General features: G+C 47.6%; 22 protein-coding genes. 4 read left to right on the top strand and 18 right to left on the bottom strand.

Going from position 1 to position 23,615, the window contains the following annotated elements:
• Positions 1-22: 22 nt before the first annotated feature.
• The 15 genes from ACKU35_RS17405 to fusA form a co-directional block, all read right to left on the bottom strand.
• Entirely contained in the window at positions 23-649 is a 627-nt protein-coding gene (locus tag ACKU35_RS17405) for a hypothetical protein (protein ID WP_319761273.1), read from the bottom strand.
• 25 nt (positions 650-674) lie between these two features.
• Positions 675-1,685, bottom strand: a complete 1,011-nt coding sequence (locus ACKU35_RS17400) for a hypothetical protein (RefSeq protein ID WP_319761271.1) — start codon at positions 1,683-1,685, stop codon at positions 675-677.
• 111 nt (positions 1,686-1,796) lie between these two features.
• Positions 1,797-2,009, bottom strand: a complete 213-nt coding sequence (locus tag ACKU35_RS17395) for a hypothetical protein (RefSeq protein ID WP_319761269.1) — start codon at positions 2,007-2,009, stop codon at positions 1,797-1,799.
• Positions 2,010-2,031: 22 nt separating this feature from the next.
• On the bottom strand, positions 2,032-3,765 hold the full coding sequence (locus tag ACKU35_RS17390) for an SH3 domain-containing protein (protein ID WP_319761268.1): 1,734 nt from the start codon (positions 3,763-3,765) through the stop codon (positions 2,032-2,034).
• Positions 3,766-4,008: 243 nt separating this feature from the next.
• Positions 4,009-4,704, bottom strand: coding sequence for an isoprenyl transferase (locus ACKU35_RS17385; protein ID WP_319761267.1), 696 nt, complete (start codon positions 4,702-4,704; stop codon positions 4,009-4,011).
• Between the two features lie 4 nt (positions 4,705-4,708).
• On the bottom strand, positions 4,709-5,266 hold the full coding sequence (gene frr / locus ACKU35_RS17380; RefSeq protein WP_319761266.1) for a ribosome recycling factor: 558 nt from the start codon (positions 5,264-5,266) through the stop codon (positions 4,709-4,711).
• 2 nt (positions 5,267-5,268) lie between these two features.
• Positions 5,269-5,988: a UMP kinase gene (gene pyrH / locus ACKU35_RS17375; RefSeq protein WP_319761264.1), complete on the bottom strand. Its 720-nt coding sequence runs from the start codon at positions 5,986-5,988 to the stop codon at positions 5,269-5,271.
• Positions 5,989-6,404: 416 nt separating this feature from the next.
• Positions 6,405-7,025, bottom strand: a complete 621-nt coding sequence (gene tsf, locus ACKU35_RS17370) for a translation elongation factor Ts (protein ID WP_319761262.1) — start codon at positions 7,023-7,025, stop codon at positions 6,405-6,407.
• A 2-nt stretch (positions 7,026-7,027) separates the two neighbouring features.
• A complete protein-coding gene (gene rpsB, locus ACKU35_RS17365; protein WP_319761260.1) occupies positions 7,028-7,807 on the bottom strand; it encodes a 30S ribosomal protein S2 in 780 nt (259 codons plus the stop codon).
• Between the two features lie 154 nt (positions 7,808-7,961).
• A complete protein-coding gene (locus ACKU35_RS17360) occupies positions 7,962-8,729 on the bottom strand; it encodes a fumarylacetoacetate hydrolase family protein (RefSeq protein ID WP_319761258.1) in 768 nt (255 codons plus the stop codon).
• 79 nt (positions 8,730-8,808) lie between these two features.
• Complete coding sequence (locus ACKU35_RS17355; protein ID WP_319761256.1) at positions 8,809-10,512, bottom strand: ribonuclease J; 1,704 nt, start codon at positions 10,510-10,512, stop codon at positions 8,809-8,811.
• The gene (locus ACKU35_RS17350; protein ID WP_319761255.1) at positions 10,505-11,224 is read right to left on the bottom strand and encodes a lysophospholipid acyltransferase family protein; all 720 of its coding nucleotides are present in this window, start codon (positions 11,222-11,224) and stop codon (positions 10,505-10,507) included. The genes ACKU35_RS17355 and ACKU35_RS17350 overlap by 8 nt, the downstream gene beginning before the upstream one ends.
• 232 nt (positions 11,225-11,456) lie before the next feature.
• On the bottom strand, positions 11,457-13,649 hold the full coding sequence (gene katG / locus ACKU35_RS17345) for a catalase/peroxidase HPI (protein ID WP_319761253.1): 2,193 nt from the start codon (positions 13,647-13,649) through the stop codon (positions 11,457-11,459).
• 208 nt (positions 13,650-13,857) lie between these two features.
• Positions 13,858-14,748, bottom strand: a complete 891-nt coding sequence (locus ACKU35_RS17340; protein WP_319761251.1) for a M23 family metallopeptidase — start codon at positions 14,746-14,748, stop codon at positions 13,858-13,860.
• Between the two features lie 166 nt (positions 14,749-14,914).
• Complete coding sequence (gene fusA, locus ACKU35_RS17335) at positions 14,915-16,978, bottom strand: elongation factor G (protein ID WP_319761249.1); 2,064 nt, start codon at positions 16,976-16,978, stop codon at positions 14,915-14,917.
• Between the two features lie 203 nt (positions 16,979-17,181).
• Between fusA and ACKU35_RS17330 the strand changes: the two genes are divergently transcribed.
• The 4 genes from ACKU35_RS17330 to ACKU35_RS17315 all read left to right on the top strand — a co-directional run bounded on the left by ACKU35_RS17330 (position 17,182) and on the right by ACKU35_RS17315 (position 20,675).
• On the top strand, positions 17,182-18,135 hold the full coding sequence (locus ACKU35_RS17330; protein ID WP_319761247.1) for a ParB/RepB/Spo0J family partition protein: 954 nt from the start codon (positions 17,182-17,184) through the stop codon (positions 18,133-18,135).
• Positions 18,135-19,235: a radical SAM protein gene (locus ACKU35_RS17325; RefSeq protein ID WP_319761245.1), complete on the top strand. Its 1,101-nt coding sequence runs from the start codon at positions 18,135-18,137 to the stop codon at positions 19,233-19,235. Before ACKU35_RS17330 ends, ACKU35_RS17325 begins: the two co-directional genes overlap by 1 nt.
• A gap of 78 nt (positions 19,236-19,313) precedes the next feature.
• On the top strand, positions 19,314-19,784 hold the full coding sequence (locus ACKU35_RS17320) for a hypothetical protein (RefSeq protein WP_319761243.1): 471 nt from the start codon (positions 19,314-19,316) through the stop codon (positions 19,782-19,784).
• A gap of 144 nt (positions 19,785-19,928) precedes the next feature.
• The gene (locus tag ACKU35_RS17315) at positions 19,929-20,675 is read left to right on the top strand and encodes a transporter substrate-binding domain-containing protein (RefSeq protein ID WP_319761242.1); all 747 of its coding nucleotides are present in this window, start codon (positions 19,929-19,931) and stop codon (positions 20,673-20,675) included.
• A gap of 75 nt (positions 20,676-20,750) precedes the next feature.
• On the opposite strand, the gene ACKU35_RS17310 is transcribed toward ACKU35_RS17315, so the two are convergent.
• The 3 genes from ACKU35_RS17310 to panC all read right to left on the bottom strand — a co-directional run bounded on the left by ACKU35_RS17310 (position 20,751) and on the right by panC (position 23,553).
• Positions 20,751-21,275, bottom strand: coding sequence for a hypothetical protein (locus ACKU35_RS17310; protein ID WP_319761239.1), 525 nt, complete (start codon positions 21,273-21,275; stop codon positions 20,751-20,753).
• A gap of 134 nt (positions 21,276-21,409) precedes the next feature.
• Entirely contained in the window at positions 21,410-22,579 is a 1,170-nt protein-coding gene (metK, locus tag ACKU35_RS17305) for a methionine adenosyltransferase (protein ID WP_319761237.1), read from the bottom strand.
• A gap of 125 nt (positions 22,580-22,704) precedes the next feature.
• The gene (gene panC, locus ACKU35_RS17300; RefSeq protein ID WP_319761235.1) at positions 22,705-23,553 is read right to left on the bottom strand and encodes a pantoate--beta-alanine ligase; all 849 of its coding nucleotides are present in this window, start codon (positions 23,551-23,553) and stop codon (positions 22,705-22,707) included.
• Positions 23,554-23,615 lie beyond the last annotated feature (62 nt).

Genomic DNA, 23,615 nt, shown 5'->3' with positions numbered 1-23,615 from the left:
GTTTATCTGAGCCAGACTTCTACTAATTATTTTCCTTCCAGTGGGTCAGCACCGTATCAATTGTTCTAAGCCTTGCGATTTTACGCGCGATGTCAATAACCGCCAGTTTAATCAGACGATCCTTATTTGGGTGCATGTATTCACCGGTCAGGTTCAGGGCGTAAGAGGTAGGCGGGTCGGATTTAACGCCAAGAAAATCTCCATTAATGTCCACAAGTGCCGAATACTGTTCGTAATCTTCATCGTATATGATATCCACTTCAGATGCACCGATGACTACATAATCAATGTAATCGTCCCGGGCGATGCTGATAATTTCATCTTCCGTAACAGTCTGCTGCGACGTAGCATAGGAGCGCTTGCAGGAATCGAGCAGGAATCCGGTAATTATGCGGTCACGATGGGTTTCAAAGCCGGCTTCATTGAATTCCTGCTGTAATGATTTATTCAGGTTGCGGATCAGGTTTTCGCATTCCTGCGGTGAGAGATTTTCACCTTTGATGCGCGGCACCAGCGAAAAAACAATGGTGGGTTTACCTGATTTTTTATAAATTTTATAACCGTTTTTACTTCCGCATATTCCGGTGGCTGCAAAGGACATCACCAGTATGACGGCGACGATAAGTGAAAGTAATGCTGTCTTTTTCATGTAAAACTCCTTGGCTGTCGCCCGGTTAGCGTTTGCAGGAATCAAGGTCGGAAAGGGTGTTTATCAGGCTGTTGTAGAAGTTTACATCGGATACGGATGTGTGATCCTTGGCGATGGTCGCGTCCACGGCTTTGATACATTTTATGGTTTCACCATTTCCTTGCAGAAAGGCTGCGGTGGTGTAGTTACGTTCGATAAACGGCCCCAAATCGTTATCTTTGGTGCCGGTCTTGACTATAAGGCTGAATTCGGTTGCGGGTTTCGGCATGCGCATGCTTGTCTGGTATACGTTGTCCCTTTCCGAGAATCCTGATTTTTCGGAGCCCTGCTGAAAGGACACACCGAACATGGCTACCGAAGCGTGTAAACCTCTACGAAATGCGTTGAATCTTGATTTAGGAGGCAGGACCATCATTTCCTGAGACAGTGCCTGTGAGGCCAGCATCTGCGCGAGAGATTTATATTTGGCCGGATTCTGGATGCGCTTAAGTGTCCCTTTAGAGAGAGTGATGCTGGTGATGGCGCAAGTATCTGTTGAAAACATGTAGTCCATATTCTCTAGGCATTTACTTAATTCATCACGCGCATCGGCTTTAAGTCTTTTGTGGTCGGTGAAAAATTCCACGATGGAAGCTCTTATCTGTCCGGAGAGTGGGGTAAGGCTGAAGTTTTTTGTTTTATTCAGGTAAGGAACCGAAACCAGCATAGGCGCCGAATAAACCAGCGACTCAGATTTTGCCTGAAATAACAGAAAGTTCAGACCGATATATACCCGGCCTTTATACAGTCTTTCTGCTGGAGATCCGAATTCATCCACAAAGGATATAACATTATCAACAAAAAGGAGCGGTACAAGGATGGATTCAGGGTCGAATTTATCGCTGAATCCGGCTCTTTTTATTTTTACGCCTTCGCTTTTGGCGGCAGCGCGCTTCAAGAACCCCATCACGCCTTTCCGTAGGGCTTTTTTGAATTCCTTGTCTTTTAGTATGGCCTCCAATTCAGTCTTATGCCTGTCCTTTTCTTTATTTCTCACCTTGCCTATTGCTGGAGAAATAATATAAAGCTCTGCCGCTTCTGCCCAAGAACAGAGCAGAAGCGCAGAGATTATAATAATAACTAAACTGAATTTGCGGGCCATATCATTTTACCACTTGTAGCCTTCGGTTGTATCCTGACTTTCTTCCTGTTTGATCTCTTCAGTTCGTTCTTTAGAAGATTGAGTCTCATCTTGCAATTCTTGGGCAGACTGATGAACTCCGGTCATGGACTGCTTGGCGGTATTTGCATTTTTGAATCCGCAGCCGGCAAGCATCATCAATGTAAACACACAAATAGCTAATATTTTGAGTTTTCGCATAAATTAATCTCCTTATCGTATTCTAGTCTAACATGTCTTCCGCTAAAGCAACAGAGGCAGCTTTTTTTTCTACGGTTTTAAATCCTGCCGCAGTCTGGGTGGCCATCTTTTTCTTAAGTCTGCTACTCAGAGCCAATTTCTTCTGGTAATAGGACTCCAGCAGTGTGGTTACCTGAGTATTTTTTCTGCGCGCGGTCATGATTATTTTGCTGATATCTTTGCCCTGCCCGGTAATAATGGCTGAATTTTCTTCTATGTAGTCATAATCCGCTTGAAAGTCGGCAAAGAGGGTTGTCAGATTTGTCAGTTCTTCCTGAATTTCTATCATGCGCGGGATCGCGGTCAGAGCCCGGATTGGATTGTTTTGAGCATTGCTAATGATTGATACCAGTTCGGTTGTGGCCAGTGCTATGACGCCGGCCTGCTTTGCTGCTTCTGCGGCCATGGGGCCGGCCTTTTCATCGTAAGCGTTGATCGCCCGGTCGATGCGCAGAATAACATTATTAGCCTTATCGATACTGAAGTCGTAAAGCGCGTTTGAAGCATGCAGGTTATTAGCGAACGAACCGATAATTGAGTCCAGATTCTGTACCTGCTGGTTGTTTAGCTCAGAGAAATCTGCCGCTCTGGACTTGATATTGGTTTCCAGAGCTTTAAGCATTTTACCATTTTCTGCAATCTTGACCGATGCACTTTCAATCGTGTCTGTGGGTTCATAGGACAGGTCTTTGATAAATGCCTTGATGGAAATCTTCTTCATCCCGGTGGAGCTAACCCCGCGAGCAGTCTCGGCAGCGATTTTGTAGTTGTCATTCATCGCGGCAACAGTCGCGCCTACAAGTGATTGCAACGCCCGTGTTTCATTCAGGGCTTGCAGCATTTGTTCCCGGATTTCAACTGTTTTCGCGGCTAGTTCTTTACCGGCACTTACGCTTTTGAGGATATTTTTAAGCTGGTCGTTTGAAGATTGAGCTGCAACACCGCCATTCTGTGCTCCGCCTCCCCCTGTGAGCAGGGCGTTTGCGAAAGCTCCGAAAAATGAAGCTGCTGCACTTTGCCCACTGCTTTTTTGGGTTGTGGTTTTTTTTCGGGTCCGGACATTTGTGTTGATTTGAGTTTTGCTTTTTTGACTTGAGTGTGTTGCGGAAGCGGTCTGTTTTCCTGCATCTGTAGGGCAGGGAGCGCTGATTGTTCGGGTTTCGGTCTTCGCGATGGGGGTCATCGGATCTGCAACGCAAGCTTTGGTCAAAGCGAACCCTTCGAATCCTTCCCCTTTAATCCGGTAAAAATTATCTTCAACCCCCATGATGTCAAAAGCTGTTTGCGGCTGGAGAATCAGAACAGTTGGGGATTTTTTAGTAGGAGCCTGATAGACAACAGTCTTTTCTTTGTTGCGTCCTCTTGCACCGAGGTAGTTGGCGAAATCGAGATTGATCAGTCGGTGATATACGAATCCGGGATGACCTTTGCCGTCCAGACGCTTAACTTTATACCAGTTACCGTTTTTACCGATAAGTTCAACCTGCGTGTCTTTGGTCAGAATATCGACTATATCCGCCTTTGATGATGAAACCTGGCGGACATTACTTTTCATTAATGTTTTGCCTGTCACAATAGGATCGATGACAACCGTTTCTGTGCGTACGGCAGTTTGGACTACGTTGTTCTGCTGTCTGTTAGTCTGTGGAATGCACCCGGTTGCCATCAGGCATAGAGCAAAGGACACCACTAGGTATGGTACCAATTTAGATGACATGAAACACCTCCCTGTATTCATGTATAAGAGCCGCTTGATCTGATTTGAAACATTTAAAAGATTTGAAAGTTAGATTTATGGCATATTTTCTAATTAGAATAAAGTAGTTTACTTGATTTTGTCGATAAAAAATATATTGAATTGAGAGTAATATGCGGATGAATGTCCTAATTAACGGCTCCAAAAAAGAAAATCCCATGGAGATAATCTCCATGGGATTTTATACATTACGGTTAAGCAAATTTAAATTTGTTCACCGGTCTTTCCAAAGCGGCGCTGTCGTCCGGCAAAGTCGTCCAGGGCCTTGTCCAGTTCTTCGGGAGTAAAGTCCGGCCAATAGACATCGGTGAAGTATAGTTCCGAGTAAGCGGCCTGATAGAGCAGGTAGTTGGAAAGTCGCTGCTCTCCGCTGGTGCGGATAATCAGGTCCGGATCTGGCTGTCCGGCCGTGTACAAATAGTCGGACAGTGAATTCTCGGTAATTTTATCTTTGCTGATTCCTTCGGAAATCATTTTCCTGCATGCCCTGACAAGCTCATCCCGCCCGGAATAATTCAGGGCCAGATTAAGGGTCATGGATTTGCAGTTTTCCGTTTTTTTTATGGTATGGGCCACGACTTGTCTCACGCCAAAGGGGAACTCTGAGAGTTCCCCAAGTATTTTCAGGCGTATATCCTGCTCACGCAGGCTGGACAATTCTTTTTTTAGGAAGATTTGCAGAAGCTCAAAAAGCGTTGCGATTTCATCTTTCGGCCTGGCCCAGTTCTCTTTGGAAAAGGTATAAAGAGTCAGGTGTTCAATACCGAGTTCACGGCATCTGGTGACGATATTTTTCGCTGCTTCAGTTCCGGCCTTGTGGCCTTCGCTTCGTTTGAGTCCCCTTGATTTGGCCCATCGTCCATTACCGTCCATAATAACGGCGATATGTCTGGGCATCATTGTATTAAATTTCCAGAATTTCCTTTTCTTTTTCAACACATGCTGCATCGCATTTCTTAACGGTGTCATCAGTCAGCTTCTGGACATCGTCCTGTGCTTTGCGCTGTTCATCTTCGGAGATATCTTTGTCTTTTTCCAGCTTCTTCAGTGTGTCGTTCATATCACGACGAACATTGCGGATAGCGATTTTAGAATCTTCGGTATATTTTTTAGCAATCTTTACCAGATCCTTGCGGCGTTCCTCGGTAAGGGGAGGAATAGAGATACGCAGAACAATACCGTCGTTAACAGGATTCAAGCCGAGGTCAGACTGCTGCAGGGCTTTTTCAATAAGAGGAAAAGCGCCTTTGTCCCAAGGCTGGATGGATATGGTACGGGAATCCGGTATGGAAACGGAAGCCAACTGGTTAATCGGTGTGGGAGTTCCGTAATAATCAACGGAGACATTATCCACCAGAGAGGTGGCAGCGCGACCGGTGCGCAATTTGGCGAAATCATTTTCCAGTGCGGTCAGAGCGCCTTCCATTCTTTTTTTGCCGTCGGCAAGAACTTCTTTAATCATTATTATCCTCCGTGAACAATTGTTCCGATCTTCTCACCTTTAACAACCCGTTCGATATTTCCTTTCTCGAAAAGGTTGAAAACAATAATTGGCATGTTGTTGTCCATGGCCAGTGAAGTGGCGGTGGAGTCCATTACGCCCAGTCTCTTTTCCAGAGTTTCAAGGTAGGTGATAGATTCAAATTTAACTGCATCATCGTACTTCATCGGGTCTTTGTCGTAAACACCGTCAACTTTAGTCGCCTTGATGATGGCCTCGGTTTTGAGTTCCATAGCTCTAAGCGCTGCTGCGGTGTCGGTAGTGAAATAGGGGTTACCGGTACCGGCAGCGCAGATTACGACTCTGCCTTTTTCAAGGTGACGCACGGCTCTGCGGCGAATGTAAGGCTCTGCTACGGCCTGCATGGGGATAGCGGACATAACCCTTGTGTCACATCCGAGTTTTTCAAGCGCATCCTGAACGGCAAGTGCGTTCATGATTGTAGCCAGCATTCCCATATAATCCGCGGAAGCGCGATCCATGCCCTTTGCCGAGTCAGACATGCCGCGGAAAATATTACCGCCGCCGATGACCAGAGCTATCTGGAGTCCTTTCTTCGCAACCTCTGCAATCTCGCCTGCAAACTGGCTGATTGCCGAAGGTTTGATACCGAACTGTTGGTCTCCGGCCAGTGCCTCACCGCTGAGTTTGATCATTACCCGTGAATAGCGCAATTTGTCCATAGTTTCTCCCGTTTTTCCGCGGATCTTATCCGGTTATGATTATATTTGAGGCCGGAAGTAAATTTATCTGGCGCGGGAGGGTGTTTCCCCCCAGTTTCCGGCTGTATAAAAGTATGTTTCTGTTTTCAGGGAACTGACCGATTGTATCGGAAAATTGTGTTTCAGGTAATCCCTCAGGCAGAAATTGCTCCTTTAAAAAGCCCAAACCCATACGGACATGTTCCGTATTGATTTGAGCTTAAAAAAATATTCACCGCTGAACTTCCCATGATTTAAACAGGGCAGTTCGTTTCCGCGGCTTTCCGGCGCTATGATGAGCAAATTGTCTGCTTTTCAAATTCGTCCTTGGCTGTGTTTATTCAGCTTGTTAAAAAAAGGACAAAAAAAACGGGCCTTGCGGCCCGTTTAATGAAGTCTTATTCAGCTTCGCTTTCGTCGGCTGCTGCTTCCGCAAGGTTGATGCGGGCAAAGCGTCCGATCTGCATGTTCTCACCGAGAACCGCGATGGTGTCGTTGAGAAGGTCTTTGATTGTCTTCTTGTCGTCCTTGATGAAGGGCTGCTCAAGAAGGCATACTTCTTTGTAGTATTTGTTTACACGACCTTCAACGATCTTTTCAGCGATGTTTTCAGGCTTGCCTTCGGCAATTGCCTGCTGCTTGTAGATTTCTTTTTCTTTTTCAAGCATTTCCTGAGGAAGATCTTCAGGCTTTACACAAACCGGATTGGTTGCTGCAACCTGCATTGCGAGATCTTTGGAAAGCTGGATGAACTGTTCAGCTTTAGCAACGAAGTCTGTTTCACACATAAGTTCAACCATAGCAACGAGTTTGCCGTTGCTGTGGGTGTATGTGCCGACAAGGCCTTCACTGGTAGCGCGACCTGCTTTCTTGGCAGCTTTGGCGAGACCTTTTTCACGCAGGTGTTTGATTGCTTTTTCTTCATCACCATCGCATTCTGCGAGAGCTTTTTTGCAATCCATCATTCCTACGCCTGTCTTTTCGCGCAGGGCCTTAACCATCTGTGCGGTAATAGCCATGATTATTTTGCCTCCTGAGGAGTTTCTTCAGCTTTTTCAGTTTCTACAGCTTTCTCAGCAGCTTTGGTTTCTTCAGCTTCCATAGCTTTGTCTTCCTTGCGGCGTGCTGCGCCTTCGAGGCAGGCATCAGCCATGTGGGAAGCGAAAAGCTTAATGGCGCGGATAGCGTCATCGTTGCCGGGGATGAGGTAATCAACCATATCGGGATCGCAGTTGGAGTCTACAACAGCAACAACGGGGATACCGAGTTTGCGGCATTCCTGAATTGCGATCTGTTCGCGTTTGGGATCGATTACGAAAGCTACAGCGGGTGCACCGTTGAGGTCTTTGATGCCGCCGAGTGCGAGGTTAAGTTTTTTAACCTCACGACCCATCATTACGATTTCCTTTTTGGGGAAACGTTTGATGGAACCGTCTTCAAACATTTCTTCGAGCTTTTTAAGGCGATCGATGCTTTTTTTGATGGTCTGGAAGTTGGTAAGAGTTCCGCCCATCCAGCGGTGAGTCACGTGGAACATGCCTGCACGGCTTGCTTCAGCAGCGATTGCTTCCTGAGCCTGACGTTTGGTACCGATGAAAAGAACTTTACCGCCTTTTGCAACGCTGTCAGCGATGAAGTCGTGAGCTTTACGGAAAAGCTTAACTGTCTGCTGCAGGTCCATAATGTGAATGCCGTTACGTGCACCGAAAATGTAGGGGCGCATTTTGGGATTCCATCTGCGGGTCTGGTGACCGAAGTGAACGCCGGTCTCCAGCATCTGTTTCATAGTTACGTATGCCATAATTTCCTCCTGGGTTTTTCCTCCATCCCGGCGTTAATGAACCTGCAACAGCTGCAGGCACCCATATTGAGGCCGGAATGTGTGATTTGGCTACGCACCATTACGGGATATTCTGACCGAAATCAAGCTTTGGTGCGTGTTTTTTTGAAAATATTTACTGAACGGGCGTTTTCAGCGAATCCTCGTCAACAACGGGATTACTGAGTTTGCCTATCCCTTCAATCTCTACTTCGACCCTGTCGCCGGGGCTCAGGGTGCCTATCCCCGGTGGGGTACCGGTCAGGATTACGTCACCGGGATTGAGAGTCATGATGTGCGAGATGTAGCTGACCAGTTCCGCCGGGCTGTACTGCATGTCAGAGATGTTGCCTTCCTGCCGGACCTTATCATTAACTATAGTACGGATACCCAGTCCGCCTACCTCTATATCCGTTTCAATACAGGGGCCGATAGGAGCAAAGGTATCAAAGCCCTTGGCTCTGGTGAAAAGAGTATCGATCCTCTGAAAATCGCGTGCGGTCACATCGTTGGCGCAGGTGTACCCGAAAATTTTCGGTCCGACATCTTGCTCCATGACATTTTTGCTGGTTTGGCCCATGATTATTGCCAGTTCTCCTTCAAAATCGACCTGCTTCGAAGCAGAAGGAAGAAGTATGGCATCGTTATCCCCCACCACGGAAGAGGGCGGTTTCAAGAAAATCATCGGATCGTCTGGGATGGGCATTCCCAGCTCAGCCGCATGGGCTTTATAGTTGAGTCCTACACAGATGATTTTAGATGGGACAACAACCGGCAGCAGTGTGCATTCTGAAACTGGAATAGGAACAGATGCGGGCTGTCCTGTTGCGAGGTTTTGGAAATAACCATCCTCCAGGGTGGCGTAGAATATTTTTTCGCCGTGCCTTATTCTGTATACTTTCATCTATTCTCCAGGTTCAAAGTTGGTTGCGCAGCTCAGACTAACATAAAATGGTCAATCATAAAACTGCGCACTACTTTTATTAGAGGATGCATTTGTCGCATTTGGCGTCAATGTCTTTTTCTTCGTCTCCGGTCAGGGATATAACCAGCGGAATAACCACGGGGTCGCGACCAAGCACCTTACGGAAAAAACGTCGCAGGGCAGAGCGGATGCGCTCCTTGAGTTTGTTTGTATGTCCGGGGGGAATATTTTCAAAAACATCAAGGACAATGCATTTTGCATCTTCCAGCAGGTGTGAATATTGCTGTTCAAAAACAAAACCCTTGGAGATAACTTCAGGTCCCTTGAGGATCTCACCTGTGTTGACGTCCACCACCAGTGCGACGATAACTAAACCTTCACCGGCCAGTAATTGCCGCTCTTTAAGGACCGTCTGGCCTACATCGCCAACGCCCTTGCCGTCTACAAGAGTGCAGCGAACGGGGACATTTTCCTCGAAGCGTATTCCATGCAGCAGGAACGTTACCGGTTCACCGTCTTCGATAACCAAAGCCCGTTCCGGAGCGATGCCGGTTTCGACGGCAAGACGGGAATGTTTGATTAAATGGCGGTATTCCCCGTGCACGGGAATGAAATATTTGGGCCTTACGGTTTCGAGCATGGTTCGCAGTTCTTCACGGTGGGCGTGGCCGGAGGCATGGATGCCCTGAACCTTTTCGTAAAGGACTTCCGCGCCGAGTTTATAGAGTCGGTTTATAACTCTGGTGATGGCCTTGGTGTTGCCTGGTATAAAGCGTGAAGACATGAGTACGAGGTCGCCTTCCTTAATGGAAAGCTGGCGATGGTCTCCGGTTGAAAGGCGTGAGAGTGAGGCCAGTGCTTCGCCTTGCGATCCTGTGACTAAGAGGACAATTTCTTCGTCACAGTAGTCGGGAAGGTCTTCCAGATCGATAAGTGTTCCGCCCGGAAAGCATAGTTTTCCAAGATCGCGGGCAAGATCGATGTTGCGGGCAAGTGATTTTCCGCTGACTCCGACTTTTCGTCCTGTTTCTCCGGCAAGGTCGAAGATTTCCTGCATGCGCTGGATATGACTGGAGAAGAGGGTAACCAGAATGCGTCCTTCCGCTTCCTCGAAAAGATCACGCATGGAACTTTTGATTTCCCTTTCGGTGAGGGCGTGTCCTTCCTGTTCCACGTTGGTGGAATCAGAGAAGAGCAGGGTCACACCCGGCTCTGAAAATTTGCTGATTGCTTCAAGGTCGGTGGCATGTCCGTCCAGCGGATTGCGATCGATTTTGAAATCGCCGGTGTGGACCACTCGGCCTACGGGGGTTTCTATACCCAGCGCGTATCCTTCGATTATGGAGTGGCAGACCGGGAAGAAATTGAAAGTCATGTCGCCCAGTTTCACGCGGTCATGGGGTTTTACTTCACGCAGGTCCACATAGTTTTCGAGATTGTGCTCACGCAGTTTGTTTTCAACCAGTCCGAGAGTAAATCTGGAACCGTATACCGGAACATCAATATAAGGGAGCAGCCATGGCAAAGCCCCGATATGATCCTCATGTCCGTGGGTAAGTACTATCCCTTTGAGGATATCTTTTTTAGTGAGAATATGGTCGAAGCGCGGGATGGCTATGTCCACTCCAAAAAGCGCGTCGTCAGGGAAGATCAGCCCGCAGTCGATAACCACCGAGGTCTGCTCTGTACTGAGCATCATGCAGTTCAGGCCGATTTCACCCAATCCGCCCAGCGGACAGACTGTAAGCTGGGGATCACTCATCTTTTAGCTCCGCATATGCTGCGCCCATAACTTCTGCAAGTTGTTCCTTGAGTTTGTTGCGGTCGCGTACTTTGTAGCCGGAAATATCTATGGGCGGCAGGGCCTTGATTTTTATTTCCTGAAAGGGATTCATCCACAGGCTGTGTTTTCTGCAGACTTTGTTTACTCCATACATGACTACCGGAGCGATAGGTTTCTGGCATTTGATAGCCAGTACCATTCCGCCGGTTTTAAATTCCATGAGGCCGTCTTTTTCCGGAGCGGGGTTACGGGTTCCTTCCGGGAATATAAGCGGAGAGTTGCCGTTATCAGCTGTATCGATTGCGTTCTGGATATCACGCATTGCCTGTCTGCGGTTTTCTCTGTCAATGGAAATATGTTTTGCGGCAGTCATGGCGTGTCCGAAGACTGGAAAATCGAAAAGCTGTTTTTTAGCTACGAATTTGAATTTCCATGGAGCAAGATGCTTGAACAGCAGCGGGATGTCGTAAAAGCTCTGATGGTTAACCATAAACACATAGGTCTGGTTTTCATCCAAAGCGCTAAGGTCGACCCTATCTGTGCTGGCACAGAGCCATACAACTACGCGCCCCCAATTGCGTTCACACCAGTGGCTTGAGGCCTGATTGCGTCCGATGACGGCCACGAGGGAAAAGAAAATAGTGGCCGGGAAAAAAACGATATAGAAAAATAATGTTCTAAGTAAGCTCACGATTTTATTCACGGTTAAACTGTTTTTTAAGGAAAATATTTTCATGGCATGGAGTTGTTTTCCTGCCTGACGTTCATTAATTAATAACAAATAAACCACCCATTAAGTAGTTTAATTTTTCACGCTGGACAAGGGGAAAGGGAAAATAATGAAAATAGGGTATTATTGAGGATTGAAATGAAAGCGGCGTTTCAAAATGATGAAACGCCGCTTTTTTTATGTTTTTTGAAGTTTAAACGATATCAAATCGATCCAGATTCATCACTTTCTCCCATGCGGATATGAAGTCGGTGATGAATTTGTCCTGTGAATCCTCGCATGCGTATACTTCGGCAATGGCTCGGAGTTGGGAATTTGAACCGAAAATGAGGTCTACGCGGGTGGCAGTCCATTTTAAGTCTCCGCTTTCACGATCACGTCCTTCAAAAAGTTCCGCATCTTCGGAAGTTGGCTTCCAGACTGTTCCCATATCGAGCAGATTACTGAAATAGTCATTGCTCAGTGTTTCGGTGTTTTCTGTGAATACTCCGTGCTTTGATCCATCGAAGTTGGCTCCCAGCATGCGCATTCCTCCGATGAGTACTGTCATTTCCGGGGCGGTCAGGGTCATCAGCTGTGCCTTATCCACAAGCAATTCCTCAGGGGTGACGGAGAATTTTGCCTTCTGGAAATTACGAAAGCCATCAGCAGCGGGTTCAAGCGCGGCGAAAGAGTGCTCATCTGTTTGTTCCTGAGTGGCATCTGTCCGTCCGGGAGCGAAGGGGACAGTTACATTGAATCCGGCGTTACTCGCGCCCTGTTCCACTGCAGCGCACCCGCCTAGTACAATCAGGTCGGCAAGGGAAACTTTTTTGCTGCCGGATCGGCTGTTGAAGTCCTGCTGTATCTTTTTAAATGTTTTTAACAGGTCCGGTAATTGTAGAAACTGGTTTACAGCCCAGTCCTTTTGGGGCGAGAGGCGCAAGCGTGCTCCGTTTGCACCGCCGCGTTTGTCTGAATCACGGTAGGTGGACGCGCTGGCCCAGGCGGCGGAAACCAGTCTGGAAATGCTCAATCCCGAATCCAGAATTGCGGCTTTTAAATCTGCAATATCTCCGTCATCAATGAGGTCATGATCGACTGCCGGGACAGGGTCCTGCCAGATCAGTTCTTCATCGGGAACCATTGATCCCAGATAGCGGGAGCGTGGTCCCATGTCGCGGTGGGTCAGCTTAAACCATGCACGTGCAAAGGCATCGGCGAATTCTTGAGGATTTTCATGGAAACGTTTGGCGATGGGTGCGTATATCGGGTCCATGCGTAAGGAAAGGTCTGCCGTAGTCATCATAGGAGGAAAAGTTTTGTCGGGATCGTGAGCGTCCGGTACAGTCTTTTTCGCCTCAGGGTCCGAGGGATGCCACTGCCACGCACCGGCCGGACTTTTCTCCAGATTCCATTCATATCCGAAAAGGGTGTCGAAATAGTTGTTATCCCATTTGATAGGGGTTGAATTCCATGCGCCTTCGATTCCGCTTGATATTGTGTCGCCGCCTTTGCCGCTGCCATGGGTGCTTTTCCAGCCAAGTCCTTGCTCTTCTATTGGTGCTCCTTCAGGCTCCGGGCCAACCAGAGAGGCGTCTCCGGCTCCATGGCATTTACCGAAGGTATGGCCGCCGGCAACCAGAGCGACTGTTTCTTCATCGTTCATGGCCATGCGGGCGAAGGTTTCACGGACATCCCTGCCGGAAGCTACCGCATTAGGTTCACCGTTCGGACCTTCGGGGTTAACGTATATCAAGCCCATCTGAACAGCTGCCAGAGGGTTGTCCAGCTTACGGTCCCCTTTATATCTTTTGTCGCCGAGCCATGTATCTTCGTCGCCCCAATAAATATCCTGTTCCGGTTCCCACACATCTTCGCGACCACCTGCGAATCCGAAAGGTTTCAGGCCCATGGATTCAATGGCGCATGTGCCGGTAAAAACCATTAAGTCGGCCCATGAAATTTTGCGTCCGTATTTTTTCTTGATGGGCCAGAGCAGCCTGCGGGCTTTATCGAGATTAACGTTATCGGGCCAGCTGTTCAGGGGCGCCAGTCGCTGACTTCCTGATCCGGCACCACCGCGTCCGTCGCCAATTCGGTAGGTTCCGGCGCTGTGCCATGCCATGCGGATGAATAAAGGACCATAGTGTCCGTAGTCAGCAGGCCACCAGTCCTGTGAATCGGTCATTAGTTGGAAGATATCTTTTTTCAAAGCTTCGAGGTCGAGTTTCTTGAATTCTTCAGCATAATTGAAGTCCTTATCCATGGGATCTGACTTTGCTGAATGCTGATGCAGAATATTAAGGTTGAGCTGGTTGGGCCACCAGTCTTTGTTTGATGTGCCGCTTCCTGCAATCTGGCTTGAAGTTTGTCCGGTTACCGGACATTTCTTTTCGTCACTCATTGCTTTATCTCCCTTTTCTGTGAGTTCGGATTTTTAATCGAGTTCAGAATTTTAATCCTGTGGCCCACAATATCACTTATTCGCTGGTTAAGTCACGAGAGATTTTATTTCGCTATTTTGAGCGCAGATTGAATTATGTCTCTAACGATATATTTTGAGTGGTTAAACAAAAAAGAATGGCCGTTAGAGCTAGGCTTTTTAATGCTTTTTAGGTGTTGCCCAATTTAAATAGAGGAGCAGGGTCAATCGATACTCCCTGTACGTAAACACTTAAATGCAGATGCGCTCCTGTGGCTCGGCCTGTAGCACCGGAAAGTCCGATTCTCTGGCCCTGTTTTATTTGGTCCCCTTCTTTAACTAGTACCTTTGACATATGGATGGAGTTGGAAACAACCCCGTTGCCATGGTCTATAAATACACAATTACCCGCGTAATAGAAATTACCTACCAGAATCACTTTTCCTGCTGCGATGGCTTTGATTGGAGTACCGAGCCATGCCCGGAAATCAAGGCCCTTGTGCCTTCTTTTTATTTCTCCGTTGAAGGTTCTGTATAATCCAAACCTACTCAGTTTTTTGCCCTTAACAGGTAAAGTGAAGGGGGCTTCCCACATGCGTTCGGGTGAGACTGTTCTTATGGCTTTGAGTGCTTTTTCACGCTCAGCTTTGATGCGCTTCATTGCTTTCTCAGGTGGAGTGATCATTCTTGGAGCGATTGAAAGCCTCTCCTCTTGATATTTATGATATATAATATGAATTGTTTTTTGAAATTCATGCTTAGTCCCCAGTATGGTTGTGTGAATCCCAAGCTTTATGTCCTCAGGCTTAGAGCTAAGTCTGGAGCCGAGGAGGACCATTGCCTTTGATGTTCCATTGGTTACAGATATGGATGGGGTGATGTTTTTTCCGTTCCAGCTGACTTGGAGTTGTTCAATTTTTTGCGGTGATGATATTTGAACGAGGAAAGGCTGACCTATCCCTACTGATTCGGGAGCACTTACTGAAATTTTGGGTATGTTTGCGGCATGGCAAATAGCAGGAAGCAATAAAAATAAAATTGTTGATATAGCTGTACGGAGTGAAAGCGGCAGTTGCGGCATGTTAGTACTCATTGGTCAGAATTAAAATAAAATGTGCGTGTGAGTTTTGTTATAATAACCAAGAGGTGGATGTAAAGCTCCGCTTTATGAAACTGCGCACTAAACGAAAAAGGCCGGGACTCACGTCCCGGCCTAAGTAGTTCAACCATAATAAATAGGTGCAGGCTTATTCTTCTCTGCCTGCATTGAATTCTTCAATGACTTTTTCCGCGATGGGCGGCGGGCATTCCTCGTAATGTGATAATTCCATTGTGAAGGTACCCTGTCCACCGGTCATGGAACGCAAATCCGGTGCGTACTTAAGTATTTCAGCCATGGGTACGTGGGCTTTAATCTCGGTAACACCCGCGGTGGAGTCGGACCCGAGTACTTTACCCCGGCGCGATGAAAGATCGCCGATTATGTCGCCCATGAATTCATCGGGGACTTCGACCATGACATTCATCAGCGGTTCAAGCAGAGCTACCCCGGCTTGTTCGCAGGCTTTCTTGAAAGCCATTGAGCCGGCAACTTTGAAGGCCATTTCCGAAGAGTCAACGGAATGGTAGGAGCCGTCGTAAAGGGTGACTTTGAAGTCAATAATCTGCGAACCGGAAAGGATTCCTTTCTGGGCTGCTTCCTGTACTCCTTTGTCGACTGCGGGAATGTACTGCTTAGGAATTACGCCACCAACAATCTTATTGACAAATTCGTACCCTTCGCCTTTCGGTTGCGGTTCAAGCTTAATCCAGCAGTCACCGAACTGTCCGCGTCCGCCGGATTGCTTTTTGAAACGGCCCTGTACTTCCGCAAAACCTTTGATGGTTTCACGATAGGGCACTTTGGGCGCGTTGAGCACGATTTCAACTTTGTAGCGGCGCTTGGCTTTTTCAACTGAGATTTCGATATGGTTCTGGCCCATACCGGAAAGCAGTATGTCGCCGGTTTCTTCATCACGGGAAAGGCTGAGGTTGACGTCCTCTGCCAGCAATTTTTGGATAGCCTGAAAAACCTTGTCCTCATCTCCTTTTTCCGCAGGGGAAAGGGCGAAGGTGATCAGTTGTGGAGCCAACTTTGGTTTTTCAAGGGTAAATTTGTTTCCGTCAGTGCAGAGAGTGTCTCCGGTGAAGGTTTCCTTGAGCTTGGCAAGTGTGATGATAGCACCGGGACCGACAGGATTTTTGAGCGGTTTCTGCTCTTTTCCGACCATGAGCTGGATATTACCCATTCTTTCCTTGGCGCCGGTATTGGTGTTGGTCAGGGTCAGGTCGCTGCTGACTGTTCCGGAGAGAACACGGCAGATAGTAAGCTGGCCGGCAAAGGGGTCGGCGATGGTTTTAAATACGAAGCAGGCTACAGGACCTTCGGCAGAAGATTCGCGGGTGGTATCGTCTTCGCCCTGCCACGCTGCATGTTCAAGCGGGGAGGGGAGATAAGTCTGGATCATATCCAGCAGGAAGGTACCTCCCTTGTTTTCCAGTGCGGACCCTACGCAAACTGGGTAAAGGGTGCGGTTTTTTACACCGGCGGTAAGTCCCTTTGCTATTTCATCAGGGGAGAGTTCTCCTTCTTCAAGGTATTTTTCCATGAGATCTTCATCGCTTTCGGCGATGTTTTCAACCATTGTTTCGCGCAGGACTTCAACTTCGTCTGCGATGTCGGCGGGGATATCACCCTTGGAAACCTTTCCGTTCTCCTCGAACAGATAGGCCTGACCGGAAAGCATATCCACTACGCCCTTGAAATTTTCCTTGATTCCGATGGGATAATACAGCAGTACGGGGCTGATGCCGAGAGAAGAGTTCAGGCTGTCGAAGGCAGAATCGAAATCTGCACGGTCTCGGTCCATCTTATTAATGTAAATAACGGTGGGAAGTTTTGCTTTTTCAACTGCTGCCCATGCTTTGCGCGAAAGAGGCTTGACTCCGTCCACGGCGTCGATGGTAAAGACTACGCCGTCGGACGCTGCTAGAGAGTAGGGCAGGTCCCCGCAGAAGTTTGCATCACCCGGAGTGTCGATAAGATAGTGGTCGTTTTTGTCCCACTTGTATCCGGCGAATCCGGCTTGAATAGAACCGCGGCGTTTAATTTCTTCAGGTTCGGTATCAAGGGTGGTGGTGCCTTCCTCGATTTTTCCGAGCCTGTCGATGACACCGGCATTAAAAAGAATCATCTCGGCGGTAGAGGTTTTGCCACAACCGCCGTGGCCCACAAGTGCAAAAGTCCTTTGGTTTTGTAAAGCTTCAGACATTCAACAACTCCGTTTCTCTGAATGTTTACAGCCGGGACCTGACGACCCGGCATGTACAGGTCTAAAGGTGCAACTTATAATTCTTCCTAATGATCCCTATAGGTATACCCATGCTAACATGTCAAGCATAGATAAATTATTAAATTTCGTGCATAAACAATAGTTGAGCACGACTGTTTCCCGCTTTTCGGAGGTTAATTAAATTGAGTAATCCCAATGTTTGCAGCCTTTCTCCGGCTGAAATAGACTGTTCCGGTCCGTGGCTTCTGTGTCCTGAAAACCCGGCAGAAACCCTTATCCCGTCACTGAAAGAGCATGGTCAGCTTGTTCCTGTCCTCGCAGTGAAAGAATCCGGTAAAACACTTCTTATTGCAGGCAGATCAAGGGTTGCCGCCGCTTCAAAACTTGGATTGGATGTTTTGGTCCGTTATATCGAAGCCGCTGATGACACTGCAAAAGCTGTGTTACATCTGGAGGAAAACTGCACTCGTTCAGTAGATGAATCTCTTAAGCTGGCGACGATGCGCTTTTTCTCTGCCCGGATGGACAGTGCCGAGCTAGCTGAAACAGCGGCTCCGCTCATGTCCCTCAAGCCCAAATCCCGTGATATGAAATTCTGGCTTGATTGGATGGAGCTTACACCTGAATATGATGAATTTCTCCGTCTCGGACATATCCCTCTGGCAGCTGTTTCCGTGCTCATTAAGCTTGATGCCGCCGACCGGAAGGAATTGATACGTTTTTTTGAAAAGCTAAGCTGGTCCCGTTCCAATGCGGTAAATTTTCTGACCTGGCTTTACGAGACTTCCCGCCGCGAGAAAAAGTCCATAGCCGATCTCATTTCCGCCAATTCTTTCGAACCTGCCGGGCAGAAGGAATCGCCTAAGGACGCTGTCGGGCGTTTTTGCAAGGCGGCCAAGGAATTGCGTTATCCGCAGCTGAGTGAGCTGGAGGGAACTCACAATAGAATAGTTTCCGAACTCTGCGCCGGAACCAAATGGCAGGTGCTGCCTGTTGGAAATTTTGAGACCGGGGAGGTTATGATACAGACCCGTTTCAAAAATCGCGAAATGATGAGTAAGGCTATCGCGGATCTTGAATCCATCGTTGATTCTTCGGGCTGGGACGGACTTTTCGAGTTAGGCAGGGATAAATAATGAGTAAAGAGTTAGTGCTCCCGGAACATCTGCGGGGGATTGAAAAAATATATATTGATCGCAGTATGCAGCAGGTTCCGCTGACTGAGCGGGTGCTCTCGCGCATGCCTGATCTCCCTGTTGAAATTGTCGACCCGGATAATTTTCCCCATGGCGAGCTGGGTGGAAAACAGTCTCTCTATCTTAAAGAATACAAAGGAAAATTCCTGCGTTTCTGCCCCGGCACCCGTTATTATCATTGCTGCGGCTATCGGATTATTCACATTGGTGAAGGCTGTCCCATGGCTTGTTCTTACTGCATTCTGCAAGCCTACTTTCAGGATAATGTGCTTAAGGTCTGGGCTAATCAGGAAGATCTTTTTGACGAGCTGGGAAAATCTTTTTCGATAGATCCATCCACCCGCTACCGCGTTGGGACAGGTGAATTTACGGATTCGCTCGCTCTTGAAGCTGTTACCGGGTATAGCCGTGATCTGGTGGAATTTTTGGGGGATTATCCCAATGTCTGTCTGGAGCTTAAGTCAAAGATAATCGATCTGTCGTGGATGGATGTGGTCAAACGCACTGATCGCTTGCTTCCGGCATGGTCGCTAAATGCGCCATTTGTCAATGAACATGAGGAGTTTGGAGTTTCGACCTTGAAAGAGCGGCTTGAAGCTGCCCGTACCTGCGCTGAGGCAGGATTCAGGGTCTGCCTGCACTTCGATCCCATCATTCGTTTTGAAGGCTGGCGTGAAGGCTATGCCGAGATTGTTGATATGATTTTCGATTATGTTAAGCCGGAGCAGATAGCCTATTTCAGTCTCGGTTCATTCAGGCACATGCCGCATCTCAAGCCGATAATTGAGCAGAATTTCCCGGAAACGACTTATATCTACGATGAATTTATCACCGGGAACGATAATAAAATGCGTTTGCTGCGTCCTCTGCGGCTGCGCCAGTTCAAGTTCATCGTTGATCGGCTGCGGAAACACGGTATGGACAAGCAGCTTTATTTCTGCATGGAATCAACAGAGAATTGGCAGGATGTGTTCGGCTATACTCCAAAAGACTTGGGCGGTCTTGGGAAGCATCTGCTCAAACAGGCATTTAACGACTGATGAATTGAAGTAGGGATCAATAAGTTTGATATGCAGTTAAACTTGGTGTAATAACTCGCTTAAAGGGGGATTATACCAATGTCCTTACAAGATTATAAAATTCGAGTTGATCGTCTTCAGAAAGGGCTGGGCAAGGCTTTTGCCGCGAATCCGTTTATTCTAAATATTCCGGGCAAATCCATCGCGCTCAAGGTGGACCCCTATTATTACGTTGCTTTTGAGCCTGCATTTTCCGAAAATTTGAGCCGTTTTGCGGTGATGTTGCCCAAAAATGTGCGCGATACCCTCGTGCGCACCGGAAATCTGGTCATTGATCAGGAATCCCGCAATCCGATTATCAAAATTCGTATGAGGTTGAATGACCGCTCATACTCCATGAACGTATGCTTCGTGGAGGCCGGTTTTATTGATCAGGCCCTTAAAATATACGGCGGAGTGCAAGAGGAGGTTGGGTTATCCGAAATCCGTATTCTTGAATCCGAGCGAGAGCGGCTGGAGCAGTTTTTCGCAGAACGCACCCATTTGAAAAGTGTGGCATTTGTGGATTAGATTCAGCATTCTGTAATTTTAATTGTTACATTTTTATTTATTAGCACCGTTGCACTTTGTGTTGCGGTGTTTTTTTGATAAGACGGATAACGGAGTGGGTTTGTATGTAGAGTCGGTTAGATTTATATACTACGGGGGCATCGTATGAAATATGCTATGCTGTTTATTGTTATTGCATCTTTTTTATTTACTTCGTCTTTTATACCAAGCAGTGCTGCGGAAACTTATCGGGTTATGCAGTACCGCAAGTCTTTTCCTCCTTTTTATTTTGATAAGGGAAATCCGCGGACCGGAATTGTACGTGATATTTTTGCCGCATTGGCTAAGGAAACCGGAGATTCGTTCGAGTTTGTCCGCGTACCATTCAAACGCGCTCTCTATAAATTTGATGCCGGTGAGGTTGATATCGAGCCGATGGCAAACCCGGCATGGAGAAAGAATAGCATTGTTCCCGGACTTTATAGCATCCCCTTTGCTGTATCTGAGCAGATAGTGCTGTACAATGCCAAGTATTACAAGACGGCTGTTTTTCCAGAAGAGCTGCTCGGGGAAACAATTGGAACTGTTTCCGGTTATACATATCCGACCTTCGGGCCATATTTTGAAAGCGGAAAATTAAAAGCTTATGCTCTTAAAGATGAGAATAAGCTTGTACAGATGGTGCTGGCTGGGAGATTGGAGCAGGCAATTATGAATAAGGATTTTGCTTTGTTCGCAATCAAAGAACTTGGCGCCGAAGGTCAGCTGGTGATTAGTAAGCCGTGCGATACTGTGGATATAATGATCCGCTTTCACCCTAGTAAACGCAAGGCTGTTTCAAAGTTCAACAAAGCCCTGAAGAGGCTGATGTCAGACGGAACGATTGATAAAATTTACAATAAGTACAGGTAGAATTTTAGTCCTGATATTTAAAAGCCCGCCGGAGGAGTTCTCCGGCGGGCTTTTGAAATTCTTTATCTATTGAATCTACTTTCTAGTCTGGCTCTTCGGGCAGGTCTCTTCAAGATAGCAGACTTCACAACCGCCGGAGTAGGGGAAAGGAGTGAATACCGCGTACTGACGGTTTACAGTACCTTCCGCATTCCAAGTGAGTCCGAGGGATTCAAAGGCCTTCAGCACTTCTTCACCCGGTTTGGGCAGCGGGGCGCATTTGCCTTCTTCAAGCTGCGGGATCAATGACTGCGCAGCGGACATAACAAGGGTGATGGCGAGGTTATGGTGGGCAAGACCTTCTGTCGGGGTTGCCTGCCAGATGTCTTCCACTGCGTCTTCCACTTCCTTATCAAGATAGAGGAGTAGAAAATCAGTTCCTTTGCTGCCTTCAGGTTGCTTCAAAGTATAGGCCTTGAGATGGGGTTCCCATTCGTTCCAGTATTTCTCAAGGCTTTCCATGAGGTAATGTTCTATACGGGTGGAACCATGCAGTTCGGCGAAATAGAAGATGTTAAATTCCGGCTGCGGTTTTGCTTCGACGATTTTAAAAGCGCTCATATTGTAATCTCCTAGCTTGCGTTCGGGTTAGTGAACAGTCTCTTTACCTGCTAAAACATTTTGCCTCAAGTGTAAAAAAGCCCCGAAAGCCGAAAGGCTTCCGGGGCTGAATAAACTTAGCGATTCGAGTTCGCTTAGATTTTGCAAGCAGTTCTGAGATCATCTACTGCGTCGGTCTTTTCCCATGTGAAGTTGGGGTTGTTGCGACCGAAGTGTCCGTAGCAAGCGGAAGGCTTGTAGATGGGACGACGAAGGTCCAGACGCTCGGCGATGTAGTAGGGGCGCATGTCGAATACTTCCTTGACGGCTTTGGTCAGGGTTTCATCGGAAACTTCGCCGGTACCGTGGGATGTTGCCAGCACAGATACAGGCTCTGCAACACCAATTGCGTATGCAACCTGAACTTCTGCACGTTCGGCAAGTCCAGCTGCTACGATGTTTTTGGCGATGTAACGGGCCATGTATGCGCCGGAACGGTCAACTTTGGACGGGTCTTTACCGGAGAAAGCACCGCCGCCGTGGTTACCCATGCCGCCGTAAGTGTCGTTGATGATCTTACGGCCGGTCAGACCGCAGTCACCCATTGGGCCGCCGATTACGAAACGGCCGGTAGTATTGATGTAGATTTTGGTTGCGTCGTCAACCATGTCTTCGGGCAGGGTTGCCAGAACAACTTCACGTTTGATGTCTTCGTAAATCTGTTCCTGTTCAATGCCGTCATCATGCTGGGCAGCGATAACAACATCAGCGATGCGAACCGGTTTGCCGTTGAAGTATTCAAAGGAAACTTCGGTTTTGCCGTCAGGACGCAGGTAGCCGAGAGTTTTGTCTTTACGAACATTAGTCAGCTTTTTGGAAAGCTTATGGGACCAGTAAATGGGAGCAGGCATGAGAGTATCGGTTTCTTTGCATGCGAAACCGAACATCATACCCTGATCGCCGGCACCCTGACTTTCAGGAGAATTGCGGTCAACACCCTGAGCGATGTCTACAGACTGTTTATCAATAGAAGAAATAACAGCACAAGTGTCAGCATCGAAGCCCATGTCGGAATTAACATAGCCGATTTCGCGGATGGTATCGCGAACAATAGCGGGAAAATCGGCGTATCCGGCAGTGGAGATTTCACCTGCTATGAAAGCCATACCGGTAGTTACCAGAGTTTCGCAGGCGACACGTGAGTTAGGGTCCTGCTCAAGCAGGGTGTCGAGAATTGCGTCGGAAATCTGGTCGGCGACTTTGTCGGGATGACCTTCGGTTACTGATTCAGAGGTAAAAAAGTACTTGCCTTTGCTGCTGATCATTTAAAAGTTCCTCCTGGAATTAATTAGCGGGTATATGCTTGCCGAGACCATTTCCCGGTAACTACCCAAAATGTATAGCTCTAAATCGCTATATAAATAAATTTGCATATAAGAATGAAAGCACTCTACACTTTTATAAGCAAATTGTCTATCAATCTTGCCTTACCAACCTGTACAGCAACCGCACAAAGTGCATATTTGTCCACTTTTTTTAGAATATTGATATTATCAGGGTCTACAATTTCGATATAGTCAATGCGGCTGTGCGGAATCGTTTCAGCATAGAAGTCAGCGAGATCAGATTTGAGCTTGTCTGCATCAGACTCTCCTGATGCGACCTGAGCTTTCATCTTTTGCAGCCCTTTTTGAATATTGGGCGCCACGGATTTCTCTTCATCGGTTAAATATACGTTGCGTGAACTAAGGGCCAGACCGGATTCCTCGCGTACGATTTCATGTCCCTGCACATCCACAGGGATATTCAGATCGCGGACCATTCTTTTTATGATGGCAAGCTGCTGCCAGTCTTTTTGCCCGAACACAGCAACGTGGGGCTGGGCGGTCATGAAAAGTTTGGTGACTACGGTCGCCACACCCCTGAAATGTACAGGGCGTGATTCGGCGCAGAGGTTTACGGCTAAATCCGGAACTTCCACCCATGTGCAGTGATCGTCAAAGTACATTTCATCACGTACCGGAGCAAAGAGTATGTCCACTCCGTGCTCTTCGGCAAGTTTTGCATCGCGTTCAAGATCGTGTGGATAGGCATCCAGATCTTCATTTTCACCGAACTGGGTGGGGTTCACGAATAAACTGACTATGAGTACATCGCACTGTTTGCGGGCAGCATCCATGAGGCTTAAATGGCCGTTATGAAAATAGCCCATTGTGGGTACCAGGCCGATCTTTTTGCCTTCACTGCGGAGCATGAGGCAGAGATTTTGAAGTTCCTGCGGATTATTGATTGTTTCCATTTTAGTAACCTGATGAGTGGTTTTGTAAGCCGGTGGCTGTTTTGTGTTGTGTCTGGCTGGAA

Source organism: Maridesulfovibrio sp. (genome assembly GCF_963676065.1).
In the GTDB taxonomy this organism is placed as follows: domain Bacteria; phylum Desulfobacterota; class Desulfovibrionia; order Desulfovibrionales; family Desulfovibrionaceae; genus Maridesulfovibrio.
This window is presented reverse-complemented; position numbering and strand designations above follow the sequence as displayed.